This window comes from Paenarthrobacter sp. CCNWLY172 (genome assembly GCF_037402035.1).
In the GTDB taxonomy this organism is placed as follows: Bacteria; Actinomycetota; Actinomycetes; order Actinomycetales; family Micrococcaceae; genus Arthrobacter.
The window spans coordinates 11,412-34,269 of sequence record NZ_JBBEGB010000016.1 but is presented as its reverse complement, the minus strand read 5'-3'; the positions used below and the strand labels follow the sequence as shown (position 1 = coordinate 34,269).

Genomic DNA, 22,858 nt, shown 5'->3' with positions numbered 1-22,858 from the left:
GCGGTTGTTGCTTGTTACTTGTCGCCGCCGGGCAGCGGGCGGTTGGCGATCACGGGCGCGCTGCCGGTGTAGCCGTCGCGGGTGGCAGCAAGCTCGTGGATTTGCTTGCGGCACAGGAACCAGCCCCAGACCATGAGTCCGCAGGCAATCGCGGTGACCAGCATGGTCAACGGGGACTCGATGAACACCATGATCAGCACGGCCGCCAGGAAGATCAGGGACAACCAGCCAGTGTAGGGGGCGCCGAACATCCGGAAGGACGGGCGCTTGAGCCACCCCTTGTCGGCCCAGCGTTTGAGTTGCATCTGGCACAGGACGATGGTGGCCCAGGTGACGATGATGCCCACGGAAGCGACGTTCAGCACGATCTCGAAAGCGTCGGCCGGGACCAGGTAGTTCAGCGGAACACCGAGGAGGGACACGCCGGCCGTGATGGCGATGCCACCGTAGGGGACGCCTGCCTTGTTCATGCGCTGGGCGAACTTCGGGGCAGAGCCGGCCACCGACATGGAGCGGAGGATGCGGCCTGTGGAGTAGAGCCCGGCGTTCAGCGAAGACAGTGCTGCGGTGAGAACCACAAGGTTCATGATGACGTCCACGCCCTCCACGCCGATGGAACCGAAGAACGTCACGAACGGGCTGACGCCCTTCTCGTAAGAGGTGTACGGCAGCAGCAGAGCCAGCAGGATCACGGAGCCAACGTAGAAGAGGGCGATGCGGATGACCACGGAGTTGATGGCCTTGGGCATGATCTTTTCCGGGTTGGCAGTTTCGCCGGCTGCGGTGCCGATGAGTTCAATCGATGCGTAAGCGAAGAGCACACCCTGCATGAGGATGATCATGGGAAGCACGCCGTTGGGGAAGACCCCGCCGTTGTCTGCGATGAGGCTGAAGCCGACTTCCTGGCCCTCCACCGGGGTGCCGAAGATGACGAAGTAGGTGCCCACCAGAAGGAAGGCCACCAGTGCTGCCACCTTGATCAGCGCGAACCAGAACTCCATTTCACCGAAGACCTTCACGGAGACCAGGTTGAGGCCGAGCACCACAACCAATGCAATGAGCGCCCACGCCCACTGCGGAACGGCGCCTATCCATGCGACATATTTGCCGAAGAACTCCATGTAAAGCGCTGCCGCGGTGATGTCCACGATGGTGGTGGTGGCCCAGTTGATCCAGTAGAACCAGCCCGAAACGAAGGCTGCCTTTTCGCCGTAGAACTCGCGGGCGTAGGAAACGAAGGAACCCGACGACGGGCGGTGCAGAACCAGTTCACCGAGAGCGCGGAGGATCAGGAAGGCGAAGAAGCCGCAGATTGCGTACGCGATAACGAGGGAGGGGCCAGCTGCGTTGAGCCGGCCGCCGGCGCCCAGGAACAATCCGGTACCGATTGCGCCGCCGATCGCGATCATCTGGATCTGGCGGGGCTTGAGGTCCTTGTGGTAGCCGGAGTCCTCCTTGTGGAGGGCTTTCTCGCTGGCGTGCGCTTGGGCCGGGACCGTGTGGTCCGTGATGGGGTTGGTCATTGGAATCCTTAGGGGTGTCCTGTTGGGGGTGTCCTGGACGCGTCCGGTTGGAAGTCCGGGCACGCAGAACAAAGCCTCGTGGGGGTATGCCTCATGGGGCGGGACGGCTGGTTGGAGGATTTACAGGCCAGTGTCGGCCTATTTGCTGAGATTTGCCAGACGCTCGGGGCTCAGCAGTTCCTCCAGCTGGGTGGCGGTCAGAAGACCGTGCTCCAGCACGAGTTCCGCAACGCCCTTGCCCGTTGCCAGCGCTTCCTGCGCGATAGCGGTGGCGGAGGCGTAACCGATATGGGGGTTCAATGCCGTGACGAGACCGATCGACTGCTCCACGGTAAGCCGTAGCCGTTCGGTGTTTGCAGTGATGCCCCGGACGCAGCGCGCCGTAAGGGTGCGGCACGCTGCTTCCAGGTGGGAGATGCTCTTGTGCAGGCTGTGCACAATGATCGGTTCGAAGGCGTTCAGCTGAAGCTGGCCGGCCTCCGCGGCCATGGTGACGGTGACATCGTTGCCGATGACTTCGTATGCCACCTGGCTGACCACTTCCGGGATCACCGGATTGATCTTGCCGGGCATGATCGACGAACCGGACTGCACGGCCGGAAGGTTGATCTCGCCCAAACCCGCACGCGGTCCGGAAGACAGCAGGCGGAGGTCGTTACAAATCTTGGAGAGTTTCACTGCCACGCGCTTCAGCACGCCGGACAGGTGAACAAACGCGCCCACATCCTGAGTTGCCTCAATGAGGTCAGCGGCTGTGAGGAGGGGAAGGCCGGTGATTTCGCCCAGATGGCGGCAGGCAGCCTCGGCGTAGCCCGCCGGGGCATTCAACCCTGTGCCGATGGCTGTGGCGCCAAGGTTGATCTCGTGGATCAGCATGTGGGACTCGTCCAGCCGCGCCCGGTCCTCACCGATGGTCACGGCGTAGCCGCCGAATTCCTGTCCGAGGGTCATGGGAACAGCGTCCTGCAGCTGGGTGCGGCCCATCTTGACGACAGTCCGGAACTCGCGGCCCTTCTCAGCGAAGGCCAGCTCGAGTTCTTCGAGGGCTTCCAGGAGTTCCTTGACTGAGAAGATCGTGGCCAGATTAACCGCCGTCGGGTAGACGTCGTTGGTGGACTGGCTCAGGTTCACATGGTCGTTCGGGTGCAGCTTGGAGTAGTCGCCCTTGGGGTGGCCCAGGATTTCCAGTGCACGGTTGGCGATGACCTCGTTGGCGTTCATGTTGGAGCTGGTGCCGGCGCCGCCCTGGATTACGTCCACCATGAACTGCTCGTGGAGCATGCCATCCATGATGTCCTGGCAGGCCTGCACAATGGCGTCCGCCTTCTCAGCATCCAGGAGTCCGAGTTCCTGGTTGGTGCGGGCCGCGGCCTGCTTCACTGCGGCCAGTCCACGGACCAAGTGCTTGTTGGTGGAGAGGGGTTGCCCTGTGATGGGGAAGTTTTCGATTGCGCGGAGGGTATGGACGCCCCAGTAGGCATCCGCGGGGACATTACGGTCGCCCAAGAGGTCGTGTTCGGAACGGAGGGGGATCGCCTGATCGACGGTGGTCATAGCTGTCCTTGGTTTAGTTGCTGAAAATGTGGGCCGCACGGAGCTCGCCGACCGGAAGGCCGCCGCCCAGCACGGGTGGGCTCTGAAGCGTGCCCAGGCTGCCGCCGTCGACGCCCAACCGGCGAAGAACCTCAACGGTGACAGGCATGCGGGCACGATCGCCGCCGTCGGAAATCTTGACGGCCACACCGGTGCCGTTCGGGAGGCCCACCAGCTGGAGGCCCTCAAAACCGTCCTTCGCCAGAAGCCCGGGTACGGCCCGCATGAGGGCGGTGACGTCGCGGCCTTCGCCGGCCACCATCTCTGGGAAGCGGCGCATGGCGTGGGCGACTTTGCCCTCGTTGGTGCTTTCGTCGGCGGCGGCGAGGCGGCCATAAGCGCGGGCCATGCCGTGCAAGGAGTGCGCAAAGAGCGGGGTCCCGCAGCCGTCGGTGCTGACCGCTGCTGCATCCTCGCCGGTGAGGTCCGTGATGGTGTCGCGGACCAGGACCTGCAAGGGGTGCCCGGGGTGCAAGTACCCCTCCACAGGCCAGCCGTTGATGACGCAAACTGCGGCCATGGAAGCGTGCTTGCCGGAACAGTTCTGTGCAATCTGGGTGGGACCGTTACCGGCACGGAGCCATTCTTCGCGCTCCTGAACGCCGTACGGCAGGTCCGTGCTGTTGGCCAGTGCGGCCTCGGTCAGGCCGTGCAGCTTCAGGATTTCAGTGGCGCCGTCGCGGTGCATCTGTGCGCCCGAGTGGCTGGCAGCGGTGAGTGCCAGAAGGTTTTGGGGGATGTCCAAACCGGCCTTGAGCAGCGCTACGGCCTGCAGCGGCTTCAGGCTTGAACGCGGGTACATCGGCGCGTCCGGTTCGCCGGCTTCCACGGCGGTGGTGCCGTCTTCTGTGAGGGCAATCAGCGAGCCGTAGTGGATGCTCTCCACCAGGCCGTCGCGGGTTACCTCGACGAGGGGGACGTGGTGCGGCGCTTTGAGGTTTTGTGCCGCGGTTTGGTGGGCAGGTGCTGCGGGGGCGGGCATGGTGTCCTTTGGAATATTCATTTGCTGAGGATCGTGTCCAGTGCCACGCTGACGGCCTGCAGGTGGGCGGCCATCGCTTTGCTTGCGGCTTCAGAGTCTCCGGCTTCGATCGCATTGAGCACGGCGACGTGTTCCTCGTCCGAACGGTGTTGCCGGTCAGCTACCAGGTTGAGGGTCTCGGACTGGTGGGCCAAAGCCTCACGGATGTCCGAGACGACGCTGGCGAACACCCGGTTTCCGCTGGCGCGGGCCACGGCGGAGTGGAAGCTCGCGTCCAGGTTCACCCAGGCCTCGGGGTCGTTCTCGCTGAGCATTTCCTGGACGATCTCCTTGAGGTGCTCAAGTTCCTCGTCCGTCCTTCGTTGCGCGGCGAGCCCGGCTGCCGGGATCTCGATGTGCGGGCGGGCTTCGTTGAGATCACGCGCACTGTACTGACCCAAGGTAAGGTCATTAGCGACCTTGTTGGCCACAATGAACGTGCCCTTGCCCGTTTTGGTCACGGTGAGGCCCAGGGTGTTGCAGGATCGCAACGCTTCCCGGATAACGGAGCGGCTGACGCCGTACTGGCCCGCCAGGGTCGCTTCCGAGCTCAGCTTGGTGCCGATATCGAACTGGCCGCCCTCGATCGCACGCCTCAGTGCCGCGAAGACCGCTTCAGCTGCGGAGATGCGGGAAATGGGCATATGCCCACCCTGGGGCTCTTGCTGTCCGGCTGTCCGGCTGTCTGACAGGTTCACGCTTTGAATATGGCACGGGTCACAAGGGGCTGTCAACGCTGAAAGAACCGCTTCACGGTTTGGCGTCTTATAGCCACTCTGGCCCGCCCTCGCTCACCCCGCATGTCCCGGGCCGGGGCTGCTTCAAGGTACCCACAGGAGGGGTGTCTTTCCTAAGAGCTTGACACAATGGACCATGCTCTTCACCAAAAAGTCCCTCACGCAGGACGGTTTCACCGGATTCCGGCCACTCGATGAACTCGACCCCATGCGAATCCCCCAAGGTCCCGGCATCTTCGCCATCCTGTGCTCCGCAGACTTCGACCCCGTATTCCTCAGCAAGAGCACTGCCGGAACGTTCAAGAAGAAGGACCCTTCGCTCAAGCGGGAAGCCTTGGAGGCCGAGTGGATTGCGGATGCTTGCGTACTGTACATAGGCAAAGCGAGCGCCGGCAGCCAAGGTAACCGGGGGCTTCGTAAGCAGATCCAGGAATTCCTGGACTACGGCCGCGGACGGCCCACCGTTGTCTGGGATACCCGGCTCATCTGGCAGCTGCGGGATGCTTTGGACCTCATTGTTGCCTGGAAGGAGTTCCCCGCCTCCGACGTCAATGCCGCCGAAGCGACCTACCACGCCGACTTTGTTGCGGCTTTCGGAAGGCTTCCGTTCGCCAACCTCGTCCAGGCCCGCTCCAAGAAGTAAAGACACCAGCACGACGGCGGCAGGCGAGTTCCGCCGTCGGCCTCCCGCCCGCTTGGCGTTCGGCGCATAATGGCAACCATGACGGCCAGCAACCGCACTGGAAGCACACCGCATGGACCTCGCATCACAATTGAGGTGCCCGTTCTCCGCATCGGCGACGGAGTCTCCGACTATGACGGCCTGGCCCGGTTCGTTGATGCCCTCCGCAATCCTTCGGGGTTGCACCTGACACTGCTTCACGTGGGGATTCTCGACGACCTGGCCCAGGACATCGCGGCGTGGACCAAAGGAGCGGCGAAGCCTGAGCATGTGCTCCCTGAAGTTGCCAGTTGGTTGACGGAACTGCCTGTTTTGGCCGGATTCCTTGGTAAATCGGACCGGCTGATTCCCTTGGGTGGCGGACGGGTGATGGGCTTGGAAGTGGATGTTCCTCAAGAAGTTCACGACTACCAGGCGCTCCTGCTGCAAGGGTTGCACCTTCTGCTGGATGACCTGGGGCTCGACAATATTGACGACTTCATCCTGAGCTCACCTGCCCTCGGTTACAGGTCACCCCGCTGGGTTCCGCATATTGCTGTCGGGAAAGCCCGCACACGGCACGAACCCGAGGTGGAAATCGCGCCCGTTGCCATCGAGTTTGGCGATTCCCGCATCCGGAACCGGGAGGCACTTCCGTTGCCGTGACCGAGGGAAGTTCTACGGCCGGTAAAATACTACGTGTCTCCTGTTTTCTACCTGAGGACTTCCATGCAGCCCCGCACCTTGTTCCGAACCGTTGCTTTTGCCGAGGCCGTGACTTGGACGTTGCTGCTGATCGGGTTGTTCCTTAAGTACGTCACGCGAACCACCGATGTCGGAGTGAGCATCGCTGGAGGAATCCATGGCTTCGTCTTCCTTTGCTACGCCGCAACTGCTGCTTTCACTTGGATCAACCAGAAGTGGTCAACGCGCACCGGCCTCCTTGCCATAGGTTCAGCCGTCATCCCCTATGCCACCATCCCGATGGAGAAGTCGCTCGACCGTCGTGGCCTCCTCGCCGGCGGTTGGCGCTTGGCAGCCGGGGGAGAATCGCCGCGAGGTGGATTCGAGAAAGCCCAGGCTTGGGTCCTGCGGAACCCGATCCTTGCCGTTGTTGTCACGCTGGTGGCCGTGGGTGCAGTGTTCAGCTTCCTGCTCTTCATGGGCCCTCCGGGGACCTGGTTCTCGTAACCTGCGGCTAGACCTCGCGGCTTACTTCCTCTCTGCGCCGGGGCAGCCCTCAGGCGTGAGGATCATAGAAGCAGGTTGGGGCGCTCACGGGAACCCAGTCGTGCCATCCAGGATTGGAGATTGTTCTCAAGGCTCGCTTCCAGATAACGGGCCGCCCTTCTGCCGCGCTGTCAGCGGTGGGTAGGCACTCGAGCGTCAGGCATCTTGTGTCCTCGGAGTCGGGGCCATCATCCCGGCAGTGGAAGTCCGGCATGAGCACGTACAACCCGTCGGCCGAAACGATGGAACCCTGCGTCAACTCCGGAATGGTGGACGTCGGCAAGGCCGACGAGGCATCGGCTGAGGCTGCGACGGACGCAGCCCCTCCACCTTGGCAAGCAGTTAAGAGAAGCGCTGCTGACACAGCCAAGATCGCCGCGCGTAGACCGGCGGGGGCTGATTTGCGGACAAATAGTGCTCGTGTCATTTGGGAGCTCCCTGTGAGTTGGGTGGTGTTTCGAACAGCCTAGGTTGGCTGTTCGAACGGGTCGTAGTGATGCGCCAGCACCAGTGGATATCGTTCTGAGCGACTCTCGGCGACGGGTGAGAGTGCGGCGTGCAAACCTTTGAAATGCCGCGAATTCGGGCACAGCGTCATGACACGTCGTCCCGTTTGGGGACGGTGCCTGGCTGTGACTAGCGCGTTGCTCCGGGGCAGCCCCAGGAGTTGGGGTTTTCCTGGCAGGTGTCGGCGACGAGTGCTCTTTCTGTTTTCCAGACGTGGATGGTTTTGGCCGGTGTGGTGATGTGGAGGGTTCCGTTGATGGGTAGGGGTGGGCCGTTGTTGACGGAGTAGGTGCCGGTGAAGCTGGTGGTGAGAGTGGCCTGGTAGTTGCCGGTTTCGGTGTAGGTGTGGCTGGTGCGGGTCTCGCTGGTGAGCCAGTCGGTTTCGGGGATGGAGTAGCCGGCCACCGCGGTGGGTCCTAGTGTGCTGCCGTCGCCGAAGGTGTAGGTGTAGTTGGCCGGTGTTGCGGTGAGGTGGACTGCTTGGCCGAGGATGGTGACGTCGAAGCCTTGTTCTGCGGTGGTGGTGTAGAAGTTGGTGGGTCCGCCTTTGAGGGTGTGCGGGAACGGTTGGGCTTCGAGGGTTCCTGGGTTGACGGGTAGTTGTTGGAAGTCGGTCAGGATGCGGGCGGCGATGTTGGCCATGCCATCTTCCGGCTCGACGTCATACAGGCACGCAGGTTTACCGTCGACTGGTTGCCAGTCAGTGAACGTCGGATTCGAGATACCTTTTGGAGCCATTAACCAGATGACCGGTGAGCCCTTTTCGCCGTCGGGTGTTGTGGGCGGGCATTCCAGAGTCAGACAGCCCATCTCACGTGCGCCGGGTCCGCCGAGGCGACAGCGAAAGTCGGCCTTGTATTGGTACGGGTCGCTGGTTGTTGGAGAAATTGCTGATCCACCGACGGCCGGAGTTGGCTTCCCCGCGTTCGGACCAAGGTTCCAGACGGCGCCGAAATCTACGGTTTTGTTTTGTTGGTTTGCGCTGCCCCAAGGGTCCGGGGTCTCTGCCGACGCTGGTGACGCACTGGTTGCTGCGATCAGCCCGGCCAGGGCAACGATGGTCGAGAGTAGACGAGGGAAGTCAGCGAATGACACCGGTATCCACAACTTTCCACCCCGTCTGAAAGCTGGCCACGACGACAAAGACGTCGTTTGTCGCTACGTCAGACGGCCTGCCCTCGGTTCCGTCTTCGTTGTAGTAGGCGATTGCGTCTTGAATAACCTGAACCCTGGCTACGTGCGAAGCCTCTTGGGGGTCCCAGTCAACTTCCACGGTGGGTGTGCGCATCTTGCCACCAACCATCCAGCGCCCGTTTTTGTAACTATCGATCGAGGCTTCATTGAGGTGAGTGCATATGAGGCAGGCTGGGTCGCTCAACGCCGACAGTTCGGCTACGTTTCCTGTTTCGTTCACGTAGTTGCCAACCTCGTAGTAGTACCCAATAAACGCCTCCAACCCGGCCTTCGAGTTCTCCTTCGCCAACTCCGGCATCACGGGAACAGGCACATTCTCGGCCTTCCCCTTGGCGTCCGCGGGTTTGTACACGGCGGATGTCGGCGGACTTTCCGGAGTAGCCGAAGCCGCCGGAACCGAAGCGCTGGTGGTGGGCGACGCCGTCGTCGAATCCGGTTCGGGGGGTGGCGCGCTGCGTGTGGTGCCGCCTTGGCAACCCGTGAGGAGCAGGGCCAGTCCAACTGCTATCGCTCCCGTCCGGGCCAGGACTAACGGAAAAGTGGCAGACGAAAGGCGTGGCATGACAGGCTCCCCAGCAGCTGTTTTGGCGGTGTGCCGGTCAGTCTAAGCAGCGGGCTGGGAAAGTTTCATGTCAGAAAGAGCGACCTGTGGATAAGTGCCAGCTGCGGCCCGCGAGAGTCATCTACCCGCGCAGTTTCTCCATATCCCTACGGTCCTTCTTGGTGGGCCGGCCGGCGCCGCGGTCGCGCTGGGGAAGGCCGAGTTTGGGAGCGACTGGGCGCGGGGGAGTGTGGTCGGTGAAGCAGTGTGAGGCGGCTTCGGCTCCGACGCGCTTGGCGATGAGGCGCCGGACTTCGAGGATCCGTTCCCAGCCTGATTCCCGGACCCGGATGGTGTCGCCAATGATCACGCTTTGCGACGCTTTGACAGGGTTCCCATTGATGCGGATGTGTCCGGCACGGCAGGCGGCAGTGGCGGCGGAGCGGGTTTTGTAGGCGCGGATCGCCCACAACCAGGCGTCGACGCGGACGTTCGCTGGGGAGGAAGACGGGATACTCATGATTGGAACGAGTCTAACCGGGGTCCGCCTGCCCCGCGAGAACACACGAAAGCGGCGAGGTCGTAGGGAAAGTTCCGGCGATTACGCAGCGTTCCAGCGTTCTCGGCACGCCGGAGCTCGGCGCGCTCGGAGCGGGCCCACGAGGAAAAACTACCGAACCGTCACCTCAACCCGCTGTGCCATGTTGTTCCCGATGCCCTGGTAATTCCACACTTGGTCGGTGGGCTGCAGCGCGCCGGACGTATCCATAGCCCGGCAGCGCAGCACGTGCTCGCCGGGACTCGCGACCCACACCATGGACCACGATCTCCACGCGAAATCACCCAAAGGCGGGTCCACATGAGCGGGCATCCACTCGCCGTCGATCCCTACCTCCACCCGTTCCACCTCGCCATGCCCGGACCACGCGCGGCCGTGCAGCATGACCGGACCCGAATCCACAATGCGGCGTCGGGTGAAGAAATCAGGAATCCCGGGAGGCACCATCAGCGATCGAACCCGGATGTGTGTGACGGGCAGCCCAGGCCCATCGGGCCCTTGCAAGTAGTGGTAAGCGACCGCCTGCTGGAAACCCATGAACCGCGACGTCACAGCCTCGATCGACGTCAACCACTTCACACTCGCCATGCCATACCACCCGGGCACCAGCAGCCTGAGCGGGAAACCGTGCTGGATTGGCAGGGGACTTCCGTTCATGGCGTAGACAAGCATGACCTCGGGATGCATTGCCTCTGCGATCGAAAGACTGCGTGCGTACGGCTCTTCGACGCCGCCCTGGACACCGACGTCGGCGCCGGTAAAGACCAGCTCGACGGCGTCACTCGCCAAACCTGCCTCCTCCAGCAGGGGTGCCAAGGGAGTTCCGGTCCACTCCGCGGTGCCCACAGCGCCGAGGACCCACGGCTGACTCAACGGCCGCGGTTCCAAGAGGGACCGGCCGTTCCCTGCACATTCCATGGTCACTGGCATGGTGACGGCGGGCCTGGCCTTGATGTCCTCAAGGCTCAGTTCGAGGTTGTGATCCACAGCCCCGCCCAGCCTTAACCGCCACGAGTCAGCGGGAACGTGCGGGATATCGAAATGGATCAGCAGGTAGTGCAACCCGGCCGGCGTGATGTCGTCGTGCAGGGCCTCCAACGGCATGGAATGGTTCCGGCCGGAGAGTTGCAGTTCTTCGTGGGTCAGCGGACCTTCGGTCGGCTGCCCTGGAGTGGCGGCTTTCGCTGCACTTTGCTTGAGATGGTGCTTGGACATGGGACGGCGGCGTTCTACTGGAAGCTAGACGCTGCGGAGTGCCGCAGCACTTAGGACAAGGATCACGCCGCGGCCGAACCCCGTCAAGAGTCTGTTGCGAGGCCCGCTCTGCGCACAAAAGGAAGCCCAAAGCATGCAGAGCGGGCCTCACAACTGAAAGAGGCTACCGGCGTCGTAGTTCCGGGTACTCAAGGTGCGGGGCAACTGTGCCGGCGTCGCGTTCAAGGAAGTTCACGGCCGGTGCGACGATGTCGTCGATTTCATCCAGAACGGCCTCGCTCAGGACCACGTCTGCGGCCTTCAAATAGTCCGTCAGATGTTCTTCGGTGCGCGGCCCAATGACGACGCTGGTGACGGCCGGGTGATTCAGGGCGAAAGCCACAGCGAGCTGGATCAAGGTCAGCCCATGCCGGGACGCCAGCTGCGCGAGGGCGTCGGCCGCGTGCAGCTTGCCCTGGTTGAACGGCGCATTCACGTCGAACCGGCCGGGAAGAGCGGAGAACCGCGAACTTTCAGGCTGGCCCGCACCCACGCGGTAGCCGCCAGCCAGCCAGCCGCCGTCGAGCGGTCCATAACTCAGAACCCCGACGCCGTACTGCTGGGTGATGGGGAAAACGTCACGTTCGTTGGCACGCACCAGAAGCGAATAGGGCACCTGGTCAACCACGGGCGGCGTGAGGTGGTTGGTGTTGGCGATCCACTGGGCCTCAACAAGTTGGGCGGGGCTGAATACGGACGTGCCGTAGTACAGGATCTTTCCCTGCCGGATGAGGTCGTTCAGCGCAGTGATGGTTTCCAAGAGATCGGTGTTGTAGTCCGGACGGTGCGCTTGGTAGAGGTCGATCCTGTCGGTGTTCAGCCGCCGCAAGCTGTCCTCAACAGCCCGGACGATCCAACGGCGCGAGTTGCCTGCATGCGCCGGGTTGGAACCCATCTGACCGTGGAACTTGGTGGCGAGGAAAACGTCGTCGCGCCGACTGTGAATGGCTTGGCCAACCACTGTTTCGGCCTCGCCCTGGGAATAGATGTCCGCGGTGTCGACGCTGGTGATGCCGGCGTCCAGCGCCGCTTTGATAATGCGGATGCTCTCGGCGGGACCCGTGGGTGCGGCGCCGGTGCCGAAGTTGAGGGTGCCCAGCGTGAGCGGGCTGATCAGGGCGCCAGTGCGTCCAAGCGTTCGTAGCTCGTTGAGGCTCATGTCGGCTTCCTGTGGTGGGACGGTGCTGATGGGCGGTGCTGGTGTCCAGGCGTGAGTCGGTGGCCACGGACGGGATGTTCAATCGAGGCTACACACGGCCGTCTGCGGCATAAATGCAAGCGGTAGAACTTCTTCGTTTTTCGTCTTGCGAAGTAACGGAAGAGGCCTTACTTCGCGACATTTCTTGACACGCGGCAACACAAATGTCTTTCGAATCAACAAATATTGCCCTTCCCGGAAGCAGGTGAATTATGGGAAAGGAACTCAAGCAACGCACGAATAGGGGACAGCGGAATGACACAGACCACAGTGGAAGAAACGGCGGCCATCAAGGCTGCATTTGCGCAGTTCCCGTCCGGAGTTGCTGCCTTCAGCGCGATGGTGGACTTCACGCCGGAAGCTTTGGTGGCCTCGTCCTTCACCGTGGGTGTTTCGTTGGAACCGCCGCTGGTGATGTTTGCCGTGCAGAACTCCTCCACAACCTGGCCGAAGCTCCGCCAGGCCCAACGATTGGGTGTCTCGGTCCTTGCCGAGGGGCAGGAAGGCGCCGCACTCCAGCTGGCGTCGAAGACCCGCGACCGTTTTGCCGGGCTGGACACCAGCGTCAGCGACTCAGGAGCAGTGCTGATCGACGGCGCCGTGCTGGGCTTCGAATGCGAAGTTGTCTCGGAGACGCCCGCAGGGGACCACGCGATCGTGGTTCTGGAGGTCAAGGCGACCACCATCAACCTGGAGTCCAAGCCGCTGATTTACCACGGCGCGTCTTTCCGGCAGTTGGCCGCGTAGCCGTAACTAGGAGTTGCGGCTGGCGCTGCTGAGCGAACCTTTTCGGATCGGGCTCGGAGACTTCCCATTCTTGGAAGTGTTCGGGCCCGATTTCTTTGCGCCGTTGCCGGTGCCACCTCCGGTGGAGCCGCCACCGTCGTTACTGGAGCCGTTTTTGTCGCTGCCACCGCCAGCCGGTTTTGCCGAAGAATCCGGCGTGTTGGGGTCTGGCGTTTTCCCATTGGACGGCGACGGCGTGGGCTCGCCGACGTCGCGGACAGTCACCTTGATGGCGGGCGGCTGCTCAGCCTGCGCGCGGGCGGCTGCACGGCGGTCGGCCTCGGCCACGGCATCAGCCCAGTCTTTCGCCAAAACCGGCGGTTCCTTGGTGGCTGCCACGAGAATCGGATGGTGGGCGGCCTGGTTTTCGACCACCGACTTGACCTCCGCCGGCTTGGGAAGGTTGCGGGGGTCTACCTTGGCCTTCCACGCGCCGTCCTTGACAGCGGTTGACGCACCCGAGAGCCGCCGTCGAACATCTCCCAGGAGGTCGCGCTTGGGGGCGGCGGGCTGGGCAGGAGCGGAAGGTGCGGAAGGTGCGGAAGGTGCGGAAGCCTCGGCGGGCTTCGCCGCTGGCGGAGCTGCCGGCGCAGAGGCAGCAGGCTTTGCCGTAGCGACCGCCGTGGGAGCCTGCGCCGCGGTGGATCCAGTTTCAAGATAGGCGAGGTCATCCAGAGGCGATGCAACAGCTGCTGGAGACTCGACGCCGGTCACAGGATCAGGGACGCGCGCCGGGCGTGGGGGCAACTGGACGATGGGAGTGGTTTCCTTCTTGGGGAAGATCCCCACCATGGCCAGGAGCACAATCGACAGCAGTCGCCCAACTCCGGCTATTACCAGAGTGATGATGATGATCAACCCGAGACCCAGGAACATGAGGACAGCGAGTCCCAATGTTCCCAAATACGTCAGGTTGATGGCGAGTGTTGTCGGATCCTCCACGTAGCCTCCCCTGGCTGTCGTTTTGTGATGCGCGCATTGCCCACCCAGCTTGCGTATCCAGCCTAAGGTCCAGCACCGACGGAATCACGCGCCGCCCCCTACTCTGGCGGGGTTGTTTCAAAGCTGTTATATGGCGTGGGAAAATATGTTGCCCAGCTCTCATTTACAGCCCCAGATTGGGACCTCGTGACCCCTGACCTTGCCAGACTCCACAACAGCGCCTGCCCCTGCCTCTCCGGGGATCAATACGTCGATTGCTGCGCCCGGTTCCACCGCCGTGACGCCGACGCGCCCACCGCAGAACAACTCATGCGTTCGCGCTATTCGGCCTTCGTTGTCCTGGACCCCGATTACATCCTGAGTACCTGGCACGCCTCTACCCGGCCGGAATCCATCGACCTCGATGCGGACATGCTGTGGCGCAGGCTGGACATCGTCTCGACGTCGGAGGGCGGCCCCTTGGACACCACGGGCACCGTAGAGTTCGCTGCGCACTACAGGCTCGACGGCGAACGCGGCGTCCAGCGCGAAGTCAGCCGCTTTGTCCGGGAAGGCAAACGATGGTTCTACGTGGACGGGGACGTCCGCTAGCGCGTCACCGATAGTTGCGGTGCAGGTTCTCCTTGGTTGAAGCCCCGGGCGACGCATCGCCGATCCACGGTCCGGTACCTTCGGACTGGTCCATGACTCCGGCCTCCAGCCAGGCGTAGTCACCGGCGAGGACTTTGCGCGAGAGACCGTGATCTCCGTCGTCAGTATTCCTCCACAGTTGGTCGAAGTATTCGTCCACCCGCACACGGGCCTGCTCACAGAAGGCCTCGGCCAGTTCGAATGCGGTGGCGCCTTGTTCCGGGTGCTTGCGGAGCAGCATTTCAGCCCGCGAGCAGCACGCGGCCATAGCGAACAACTCGGCGCCGATGTCCACGATCCTGCCCAGGAACGCCTGCTTGTGTTCGAGCTTCGCCTGCCACCTGCCCATGCCATAGAAGGTTTGCCGTGCAAGCCGCCGCGAGGACCTCTCAACGAATCGCAGCTGTTTGGCCAAGCGCCCGAATTCCGCATAGGACCGGGGATCCATGCCGGCGCCCGCCACAAGTTTCGGCAGCCATTTCGCGTAGAAGCCAGAGGCCCCGACGGCGGCCCTCGCCTTGTCCTGCAGGCTCGCATCCGCTGAGGCGAGGTCGCCGGCGGCGGCAAGGTGTGCGTCCACGGCTTCGCGGGCGATCAGGAGTTTCATGATCTCGCTGGAACCCTCGAAAATCCGGTTGATGCGGAGGTCCCGGAGCTGTTGCTCAGCGGCAACAGCACGCTCGCCCCGGGCCTCAAGGGAGTCCGCGGTTTCGAAGCCCCGGCCGCCACGGATCTGGACAAGTTCATCGGCGATCCGGCAGCTCAATTCCGTCGACCACAGCTTGGCCAGCGCAGCCTCGATGCGCACATCCTTCTGGCCGGCGTCGGCCATCTCGGCGGACAATTCGAACACCGCTTCCAGTGCAAAAGTGGTGGCGGCGATGAACGCGATCTTTTTGCCCACTGCCTCGTGTTGGCCAACTGGACGCCCCCACTGGGTCCGGGCGTTGGACCATTCGCGGGAAATCTTCAGGCTCCACTTTCCGGCAGCAACACACAGGCCAGGGATGGAGAGCCGTCCCGTATTGAGAGTGGTGAGAGCAATTTTGAGTCCTTGGCCTTCGCGGCCGAGCCGGTTGGCCGCGGGGACCCGGACCTGGTGGAAACGGGTCACGCCGTTTTCGATTCCACGCAGGCCCATGAAAGCGTTGCGGTTCTCCACCGTGATGCCGGGGGAGTCCATTTCCACAACGAACGCAGAGATCCCGCCCTTGTGCTCGGTCCCGTCAGTATCGGTATGTGCCGGGACACGGGCCATGACCACCACCAGTTCGGCGATCACACCGTTGGTGGTCCACAGTTTCACGCCGTCCAAAAGGTAAGAACCGCCGTCGTCGGACAACACGGCAGTGGCGCCCATGCGCGCGGGGTCACTGCCGACGTCGGGCTCTGTGAGGAGGAAAGCGGTAATGGCACCGGCGGCGCAGCGCGGCAGGTATTCCTGTTTCTGTTCCGGTGTGCCGAATTCCTTCACAGGCTCAGGGACGCCGATGGACTGGTGTGCAGAAATGAGGGCGCCGAGGCTTGGATGTACCGATCCCAGCAGGGCGAGGGCGCGGCCGTAATAGACAAGGGACAAACCCAAGCCACCGTATTCGCGCGGAATTTTCATACCGAAAGCGCCCAGATCGGCGAGCCCCCGGAGGTACTCGTCGGGAATTTTGGCGTCGCGTTCAATCACGCGTCCGGACATGGTCTTGGCGAACGTGAGGAGCCGGCCCATGAATTCCTCGCCCCGCTCCACATCGTCTGCCCGTGCTTGAGGCCACGGGTGGATCAAGCTGAGGTCGAAGCTGCCCAGGTAAAGCCCCTTGGCGAAGCTGGGCCGGTTCCATTCGGTTTCCCGCGCGGCCTCGGCGACGGCGCGGGCTTCTTCTGCGGTGGCGTTGACGCTTGCGGCGGCGAGACTGTTGTCAGTGGCGGACGTCATGGAATAACTCCTCTAGCCGGTTGTACCGGATGGAGCCAGGGTCCGCCGTGGGTGGGAACCCTTCAGCTGTCCCTCAATGCTACCCGCGGGTAGCTACCCGTGCCAGAGGAAATCTGGGGCTGGAATTCGGCCGGAATTTCCACTTGTCCTGCGTGGTGGACCAGACGGTCCCACGCAAAATTAATGCCATGGACAAGGCCGCCCAGAATGCCTTTGACGGCATACCAGACCATACCCATGGTGCCAACGAGAATGATGGTGGCCATTGCTGCTGCTGCGATGAATGCCACCAACAGTGCAGCAAAGACCAGCGTTCCAATAACTACGTAGGTGCCTGTTTCCAGCGCAGTGAAATCGAAATCCATGGTTCCCCCCGGAGCGACGGTGCGTGGGTCGGCGCGGCGTGGCTGCGTCGATGTTCTGACACTAGGGGTGGGCGGGCTTTCCGGCCAGAGGCGAAACGCCTCCCGAAGCCGTTGATACGGGATCGAAACCATACCGCACGGTAGGTTACGAAATGGTTGCGGTGGGGAGGCTCTGACGCTCTGCGTTAACCTTGTACGGGGCAGTTTCCGCTGCCAGCCAGGTTTCGCAGCAGCTGAAGGAGAGTAGTTGTCCCGTTCAGCCATGTCCTCCGCCGACGCCATCAGCGCGAGGCTACGTGACCTCGAACAGCTGACCAAAGGCCCTGCGTGGGCTTTGACCCGATCGGCGCCGTGGGTGATCGCCGTGCTGCAGGCATCCTTTACCCGCACCCGGCCGCAGCTTCCGCTCGAAGAGTTCCATGCCGACGTCGACGCTTTCCTTGAGCAGCTTCGGCGCCAGGACCCGGCCTTGGGCGGTCAGCAGAACGGCAAGCTGTTCGGCGACGAATGGACGCGCAAGCAGTTCCTGACCCGACGCAACCAGTCCGGCCAGATCGTCTACGAAGTCACAGAACCCGCCGCCCGCGTGCTGGCGTTCCTGGACAGCCTTTCCAGCGAGCGTTCCACGCTGAATGGATCGCGGCTCGGCACGCTTCTGGGAGATGTGGAGAAGCTGGCCAACGAAACCAATCCGGACCAGAGCGCGCGGCTGGAAGCCCTGGAGGAGGAAATCCAGGAGCGGCAGCAGTTGGTGGAGGACATCAGCTCGGGCGAATTCGATGGCCTTCTGGACGACGAAGATGCTGTGGAAGCTGCCGGCAACATTCTGGACCTCGCCGCCAGCCTGCCCGCGGATTACAAGAAAATGCGTGACCGCATCGAGGAATTGGTCGGCGAGCTCCGCAACCAGATCATCGAGGAGTCCCTGAGCAAGGGTGCCACCATGGCCCAGGTTCTGGAGGCAGACAAGCGGCTGCGCCAAAGCCCCGAGGGCCGCACCTTCCGGTCGTTCACGGCCTTCCTGGAAGACCCGCAGCAACAATTGCGCTTCCGCTCGGCGATCGGCGAAGTGCTGAGCAGGCAATTCGCCGACGACCTCTCCCACGAAGACCGCGAGACGCTCAAGAACCTGGTGGCTGAACTGCGAACGCAGCACAGCCAGATCCAACGTATCTACGGCAAGCTTTCCGAGAGCCTGAATACGTACATCCAGAGCGACGACGTCCGGCAATCCGTCAGCCTCCGCAAGGTGCTGGCCGAAGCCGAGCAAGCCATCCGCTCCATGCCGTACGAGCGGGACCGGCCCGGCTTGATCCCAGGGCCAGTCCTGTTCAACGCCGGGTTCGAGTCGCTGGCAATGGTCAAACTGTTCGACCCCGACGAATTCGCCACACCCCCGCGCCTGGCCGACCCCATCGCGTTCAGCGACTCCGACCGGGTGCGGTCTGCGCGCACCGGCAAGGCCAAGCCTGCCGTTATCCGTGCAGCCATGGCCGGCGCGGCCACCCTGGGCGACGCCTGGGAAAACCTGCCCGCCGAGGAACGGCACATCAACACAGTACGCACCCTGCTGTCCATGGCATTACAGGGCGGCGCTGCCTTCGACCGGGCCGCCTGGGAACACATCGACTTCGAACAAATCGACGGCAGCATCCGCACGGCATACCTGCCCGTCGTCACGCTGAATGAGGATTCTGATGACTGAGGAAATCACAACAGAGGAAATCACGACGGCGGATGGCGCCGAAGCGGACGAGGTCACCGAGGAGGTGGCTGAAGTTGGTGTTGAGACGGCTGAGCCCTTGACCGGTCCGGCAGAGTCCGCTGAACCGGCGGCCGAGATAAGCCATGCGGATCCGTTCCGGGTAACACCGCGGGACTCCTTCGTTGACGGTGCAGCGCTGTTCCCCGGCGACACCGGCGTGCTCCCCATGAAGGTGCGGCATGCACTGGTGAAGCTTCTCAAGGGCCCGTACATCGACGGCGGTCGCGACGAGAAATTGTGGACCACCCTCTTGGACAACCAGCTGATCCTCCGCAGTCGCCTGTCCGAACTGTTCCTCACCCTCCAGCTTGATCACGACCGCAAAATTGCGGTCCTCCGTCCCGTCGATCCCGACATCATCGGTGCAAGCTCCCGGTCGAGCATCCTCCGGCAGCAGCGTGCCCTGAGCCGCGTGGAGACCATCGTCCTGCTCCGGCTTCGCCTGCTGCTGGATCGCCACGTCACTGCCCAGACGGACCCGACGATTACACGTGAAGAAATCTCGGACCTGGTGGCCAACTACACCCCGGCCGGCCAGCAAGACGCCCTCCGAGACTCCGACGTGGTCACCCGCACCATCACCAAACTCCTGGCCCGACAACTCCTCCTTCCCACGCCGTTGGACGACAGCTACACCATCAGCAACGCCCTGCCGCTGGCCCTCCCCTTCGAGAACATCGGCGACATCCCAGCCCAAATCGAGGCCCTGATAGCAGTAGCCGCCGACGAGTCCGGAACAGAACCCCTCCTGGACCTGGACTCCGACTCCGACTCCAGCGACGACGACTCTGGGAACGACGCCGAGGCAGGGGACCGCACAAGCGGCGACGCCGGAGACATGCGGCAGCATGCGTCTAAGGGAGGAACGACCGAGCATGCCGAGCATGTGTCTGGTACCGCCGCGGACGCAACAACTGAAGGACAAGCCAAGTGACCATCGCAAGCATGCTCCCGCTCGGTGAGCTCACAAACCCGGGCCAAATGCGTTTGGCACTTGTGCAGGTGGTCAACTGGGGCACATTCCATGGGGCCCACACCATGCACGTGGACCGCAAGGGCACCCTCTTGACGGGTAACTCGGGCGTAGGTAAGTCGACGCTCTTTGATGCGATGCTTCGCGTGTTTGATGCCCGTCCGCGCTCGAATGAGGCTGCTGCCCAGCGGTCCGGCGGTGCTGTGGAGGACAAGAGGACCACGTTCACCTACATGCGCGGCAAGGTGGGTGATAAAGCGGTGGGCGACAGCTCGGCCAGTGCCTTCCAACGCCCGGGTGCCACGTGGTCCGCCGTCGCACTGACGTTTGATAACGCGGCCGGCACAAAGGTGACGGTGTCGGCGCTGTTCGATCTTCCCAAGAACGGCACGGAGTCGAGCGTCGGGCGCTTCTATGTGATCGACAGCAAGCCGTTGGACCTTGAAGCCATTGAAGGGATCGCGCAGAAGCGGTTCACAAAAGGCGCGCTGGAATCGATCTTTCCGGATGGCCAGGTTTTCGACGTCCACAAGGCGTTCGCCGAGCGTTTCCGGAGGCTCCTGGGTATCAACTCGGACCAAGCGCTGCCACTGCTTCGCGTGATCCAGGCCGGTAAGGGTTTGGGTGGCAGCGTGAATACGTTCTTCCGCGATCAGGTGCTTGATGCTCCGGCCACGTTGGCTGCCGCTGATGATGTGGTGGAGGAATTCAGCAACCTGATGTCCATCCGGCAGCGGTTGGAGGATGTGCGGCAGCAGCGCGACCAGTTGGCACCCGTTCCGGGGCTGAACAAGGAGTATGCACAAGCCCTGCTGGACGCGAATCGCCTCCGGGAGTTGGCCGGCGAGGAGTTCGAGGCCTACAAGCAGCAGCTCGCGGTTACTGTTCATGCCAAGACGCTGGCGCGTTTCAAGGAGCTGGCCCAGTCCAAAGCGCAGGAACTCGCCGCCGAACGCACGGTGCGTGACGCCCTGGCCAAGGACCTCCGTGATCTTGAACTGGATTACAACAACCGTGGCGGCAACGCGATTTCGGCCATTGAGCAGTCGTTGGAGAACGCCAGGGTTGGGCTGAAGCTCCGTCAGCAGGTGGAGGATTCGGCCCGGAAGGCGCTGGCCGATGCCGGGTTGAACCTGGAGTGGTCCGCCGAAGGGTGGGACCAGGCACACGAGCAGGCAGCCGCCCGATCAGCAGAGCTGAAGGACGATTCGGAGGCCCTGAAGGAGCTTCGTTTTGAGGCGTTCGACGGGCACGCCACCAAAAAGCGTGAACTCGCAGCGGCCCAGCAGGAACTCCTGTCGTTGCGGTCGCGCAAGTCCCTGTTGCCGCCGTCGAGTATTGAAAACCGCGCTGCCATCGCGGCAGCAACCGGCGTCCCGGAAGAGCGGATGCCGTTTGGCGGCGAGTTGATCGACCTTGCGGAGGGCCAGGACCAATGGCGTCCGGCCGCCGAGCGAGCGCTGCGCAACCTCGCCACCACGCTGCTGGTTCCGGGTGAGCATTTCGCCGCAGTCACTCGGTACCTGAACGACAACGCCGTCCGTGGCGCCCTCCGCGCCGTTGATGTGTCCAAGCCGCTGGCCGGCGGCGCGTTGGCTGTGGAGGACGTGTCCGACGGCGACCTCTTGACGAGGTTGAGCATCCTCACCTCGGGGGCCAACGCCGACGCCGGGGAATGGATCCGCGAGCGGATCGCCCTGGATTTCGCGTACCCGTGCGTGGAGGATCCCGACCAGCTTGCGTCGATGGACAAGGGCCTGAGCCTTGGTGGCGTAGTTAAGCGCAACCGTCACACCGTTGAGAAAGACGACCGTTTCACGAGCCGGCAGGATTACGTCCTGGGCTTCGACAACGCTTCCAAATTGGAGCTTGTGGCAGCCCGCGTGGGCGAATTGGAGAACGAACTCGCGAAAGCTGCGGAACTTGCGCAGAGCCGTGAGGATTCGCACCAGGGTATGGCCCGGCAGCTCGAGGCGCTCCGCCGTGTTGCTGAGGACGAGCGGACGTGGGAGCAAGTTTCCGCAGCGGTCGCAGCGGACGAACTTGCCAGGATTGAACAGCGCCTGACGGATGCTTTGGCCGCGCAGGCGGACCTTGAGCCTTTGCGTGCCAACATCGAAGCCGTGCGGGAGAAGCACCAGTCCTCCACAGGTACGGCCGCCGTCCTGCAGAGCGAATACAAAGCACTCGACCACAAGATGACCACGGCTGACGGCCTGCTCGACGCGGCGAGGCTGAAGCTCGAGCAAGCACCGCCGTCGGCCTCTACCGTCACCGCGCTGGAACCGTACTTTGAGGGTGTCGGTGAGGTCTCTGAACTGTACGAGCTCGACAACCTGGCCAACAGTGTCCGCAACAAGCTGCTCGACGAACTGCATTCCGCGGAATCGCGCGGACAGGCGACGGCCGAGCGGTTGACCCGCTTGTTTGAAGCCTTCGTGCGGGACTGGGGAAGTGCCATCAGCGCCGACCACGGTACGTCGATCGGTGCTGCCGGAGACTTCGAATCCCGGTATCACGCGATTGTGAGCGATGGCTTGCCCGCGCAGGAGGCCGAGTTCCGGCTGTTCTTCAACCAGCGCACCCACGAGTCGTTCAGCACGCTCCTGCACTTGTTGGACGAGGAACGCCGCAGCATCACCAGTCGTATCCTGCCCCTCAACGGCATTCTGTCGCAGGTCAATTTCCACGAGGGCAGCTTCCTGGAACTAGACATCAAACAGACGCTCCCGGCCACCGCCAAACAGTTCAAGGATGCGATTCAAAACGCCTTGAAGGCGAAGCACACTCGCCCCTCGCGTGGCGCTGCTTCAGCCACAGAAATGGACGACGACGCCGAACTCACCGCGCGTTACAAGTCGTTGGAAACGCTGGTGAAGCGGCTTGGATCGCAGACGCCTGAGGATCGCCGTTGGCGTGCCGAAGTGCTGGACGTCCGAGGGCACCTGTTCATCCAGTGCAAGGAGCACCGTGAAGTTGCTTCGAAATCGGGCAAAGCCGGCACCGGCAAGGCAGCCAAGCGGAAGACCGAAGTCTTCATGCATGCCGATACCGGCTCCATGTCCGGCGGTGAGCGCCAGCGTTTCACGGCGTTCATCATGGCCGCGGCCTTGAGTTACCAGTTGGGCATCGCCGAGCAGGGCTTCACGACGTACGGCACGGTGATGATGGACGAAGCCTTCGTATTGGCGTCCGAGGAATTCGCGGGTGCAGGCATCAAGGCGCTTCACGAATTCGGGTTCCAGTTGTTGCTTGCTGCCCCCGAAAACGTGATTGACCTGTCCCGACACCTTGGATCCGTCACAGAAATCCTCCGCGACAAGCGCACCAACCGTTCCGGCGTGCTGACGGCTCCGGTGATCGCCGGACCGGCCGAGCCTGGTGCATGGCGGTCCGAAGCCAACCCTGTGGACATCGTCCTGCGCTAAGCGCGCTCTACGACGACGCCA

20 protein-coding genes are annotated in these 22,858 nt (G+C 62.9%); 8 read left to right on the top strand and 12 right to left on the bottom strand.

The window, feature by feature from the left end:
- Positions 1-14: 14 nt before the first annotated feature.
- The 4 genes from WBN73_RS19325 to WBN73_RS19310 form a co-directional block, all read right to left on the bottom strand.
- Entirely contained in the window at positions 15-1,523 is a 1,509-nt protein-coding gene (locus tag WBN73_RS19325) for an amino acid permease (protein ID WP_207595261.1), read from the bottom strand.
- 138 nt (positions 1,524-1,661) lie between these two features.
- Positions 1,662-3,077 (bottom strand): aspartate ammonia-lyase, encoded by a 1,416-nt coding sequence (aspA, locus tag WBN73_RS19320; RefSeq protein ID WP_207595260.1) that lies wholly within the window; start codon positions 3,075-3,077, stop codon positions 1,662-1,664.
- 13 nt (positions 3,078-3,090) lie between these two features.
- Positions 3,091-4,098 (bottom strand): asparaginase, encoded by a 1,008-nt coding sequence (locus WBN73_RS19315; protein ID WP_337341081.1) that lies wholly within the window; start codon positions 4,096-4,098, stop codon positions 3,091-3,093.
- A 17-nt stretch (positions 4,099-4,115) separates the two neighbouring features.
- A complete protein-coding gene (locus tag WBN73_RS19310) occupies positions 4,116-4,835 on the bottom strand; it encodes a FadR/GntR family transcriptional regulator (RefSeq protein WP_280624253.1) in 720 nt (239 codons plus the stop codon).
- Positions 4,836-5,010: 175 nt separating this feature from the next.
- Between WBN73_RS19310 and WBN73_RS19305 the strand changes: the two genes are divergently transcribed.
- The 3 genes from WBN73_RS19305 to WBN73_RS19295 all read left to right on the top strand — a co-directional run bounded on the left by WBN73_RS19305 (position 5,011) and on the right by WBN73_RS19295 (position 6,726).
- The gene (locus WBN73_RS19305) at positions 5,011-5,517 is read left to right on the top strand and encodes a hypothetical protein (protein WP_337341055.1); all 507 of its coding nucleotides are present in this window, start codon (positions 5,011-5,013) and stop codon (positions 5,515-5,517) included.
- Positions 5,518-5,595: 78 nt separating this feature from the next.
- Entirely contained in the window at positions 5,596-6,201 is a 606-nt protein-coding gene (locus tag WBN73_RS19300; RefSeq protein WP_337341054.1) for a hypothetical protein, read from the top strand.
- Between the two features lie 63 nt (positions 6,202-6,264).
- Complete coding sequence (locus tag WBN73_RS19295; RefSeq protein ID WP_216659694.1) at positions 6,265-6,726, top strand: DUF3817 domain-containing protein; 462 nt, start codon at positions 6,265-6,267, stop codon at positions 6,724-6,726.
- A gap of 675 nt (positions 6,727-7,401) precedes the next feature.
- On the opposite strand, the gene WBN73_RS19290 is transcribed toward WBN73_RS19295, so the two are convergent.
- The 5 genes from WBN73_RS19290 to WBN73_RS19270 form a co-directional block, all read right to left on the bottom strand.
- Complete coding sequence (locus tag WBN73_RS19290) at positions 7,402-7,914, bottom strand: PKD domain-containing protein (RefSeq protein WP_337455635.1); 513 nt, start codon at positions 7,912-7,914, stop codon at positions 7,402-7,404.
- Positions 7,915-8,353: 439 nt separating this feature from the next.
- On the bottom strand, positions 8,354-9,028 hold the full coding sequence (locus WBN73_RS19285; RefSeq protein ID WP_337341052.1) for a DUF6318 family protein: 675 nt from the start codon (positions 9,026-9,028) through the stop codon (positions 8,354-8,356).
- 121 nt (positions 9,029-9,149) lie between these two features.
- The gene (locus tag WBN73_RS19280; protein WP_018779945.1) at positions 9,150-9,527 is read right to left on the bottom strand and encodes an RNA-binding S4 domain-containing protein; all 378 of its coding nucleotides are present in this window, start codon (positions 9,525-9,527) and stop codon (positions 9,150-9,152) included.
- 150 nt (positions 9,528-9,677) lie between these two features.
- On the bottom strand, positions 9,678-10,781 hold the full coding sequence (locus tag WBN73_RS19275) for a sulfite oxidase (protein ID WP_337341051.1): 1,104 nt from the start codon (positions 10,779-10,781) through the stop codon (positions 9,678-9,680).
- A 163-nt stretch (positions 10,782-10,944) separates the two neighbouring features.
- Positions 10,945-11,979 (bottom strand): aldo/keto reductase, encoded by a 1,035-nt coding sequence (locus WBN73_RS19270; protein ID WP_207595247.1) that lies wholly within the window; start codon positions 11,977-11,979, stop codon positions 10,945-10,947.
- Positions 11,980-12,273: 294 nt separating this feature from the next.
- Here WBN73_RS19270 and WBN73_RS19265 point away from each other — a divergent pair, with 294 nt between their 5' ends.
- Positions 12,274-12,765: a flavin reductase family protein gene (locus WBN73_RS19265; RefSeq protein ID WP_231341747.1), complete on the top strand. Its 492-nt coding sequence runs from the start codon at positions 12,274-12,276 to the stop codon at positions 12,763-12,765.
- Positions 12,766-12,771: 6 nt separating this feature from the next.
- Here the strand turns inward: WBN73_RS19265 and WBN73_RS19260 are convergent, their stop codons facing one another.
- Entirely contained in the window at positions 12,772-13,746 is a 975-nt protein-coding gene (locus WBN73_RS19260) for a hypothetical protein (RefSeq protein WP_337341050.1), read from the bottom strand.
- Positions 13,747-13,881: 135 nt separating this feature from the next.
- Here WBN73_RS19260 and WBN73_RS19255 point away from each other — a divergent pair, with 135 nt between their 5' ends.
- Positions 13,882-14,337: a YchJ family protein gene (locus tag WBN73_RS19255; RefSeq protein WP_207595244.1), complete on the top strand. Its 456-nt coding sequence runs from the start codon at positions 13,882-13,884 to the stop codon at positions 14,335-14,337.
- A gap of 4 nt (positions 14,338-14,341) precedes the next feature.
- On the opposite strand, the gene WBN73_RS19250 is transcribed toward WBN73_RS19255, so the two are convergent.
- Both WBN73_RS19250 and WBN73_RS19245 read right to left on the bottom strand, forming a co-directional pair.
- A complete protein-coding gene (locus WBN73_RS19250) occupies positions 14,342-16,306 on the bottom strand; it encodes an acyl-CoA dehydrogenase family protein (protein WP_207595243.1) in 1,965 nt (654 codons plus the stop codon).
- A gap of 62 nt (positions 16,307-16,368) precedes the next feature.
- A complete protein-coding gene (locus WBN73_RS19245) occupies positions 16,369-16,671 on the bottom strand; it encodes a hypothetical protein (protein ID WP_207595242.1) in 303 nt (100 codons plus the stop codon).
- A gap of 247 nt (positions 16,672-16,918) precedes the next feature.
- Here WBN73_RS19245 and WBN73_RS19240 point away from each other — a divergent pair, with 247 nt between their 5' ends.
- Genes WBN73_RS19240 through WBN73_RS19230 form a run of 3 tightly spaced genes read left to right on the top strand, consistent with a single transcriptional unit; the run spans position 16,919 to position 22,837 of the window.
- On the top strand, positions 16,919-18,376 hold the full coding sequence (locus WBN73_RS19240; RefSeq protein WP_242703423.1) for a DUF3375 family protein: 1,458 nt from the start codon (positions 16,919-16,921) through the stop codon (positions 18,374-18,376).
- Entirely contained in the window at positions 18,369-19,370 is a 1,002-nt protein-coding gene (locus tag WBN73_RS19235; protein ID WP_337341049.1) for a DUF4194 domain-containing protein, read from the top strand. Before WBN73_RS19240 ends, WBN73_RS19235 begins: the two co-directional genes overlap by 8 nt.
- On the top strand, positions 19,367-22,837 hold the full coding sequence (locus tag WBN73_RS19230) for an ATP-binding protein (protein WP_337341048.1): 3,471 nt from the start codon (positions 19,367-19,369) through the stop codon (positions 22,835-22,837). Before WBN73_RS19235 ends, WBN73_RS19230 begins: the two co-directional genes overlap by 4 nt.
- Positions 22,838-22,858: the final 21 nt, after the last annotated feature.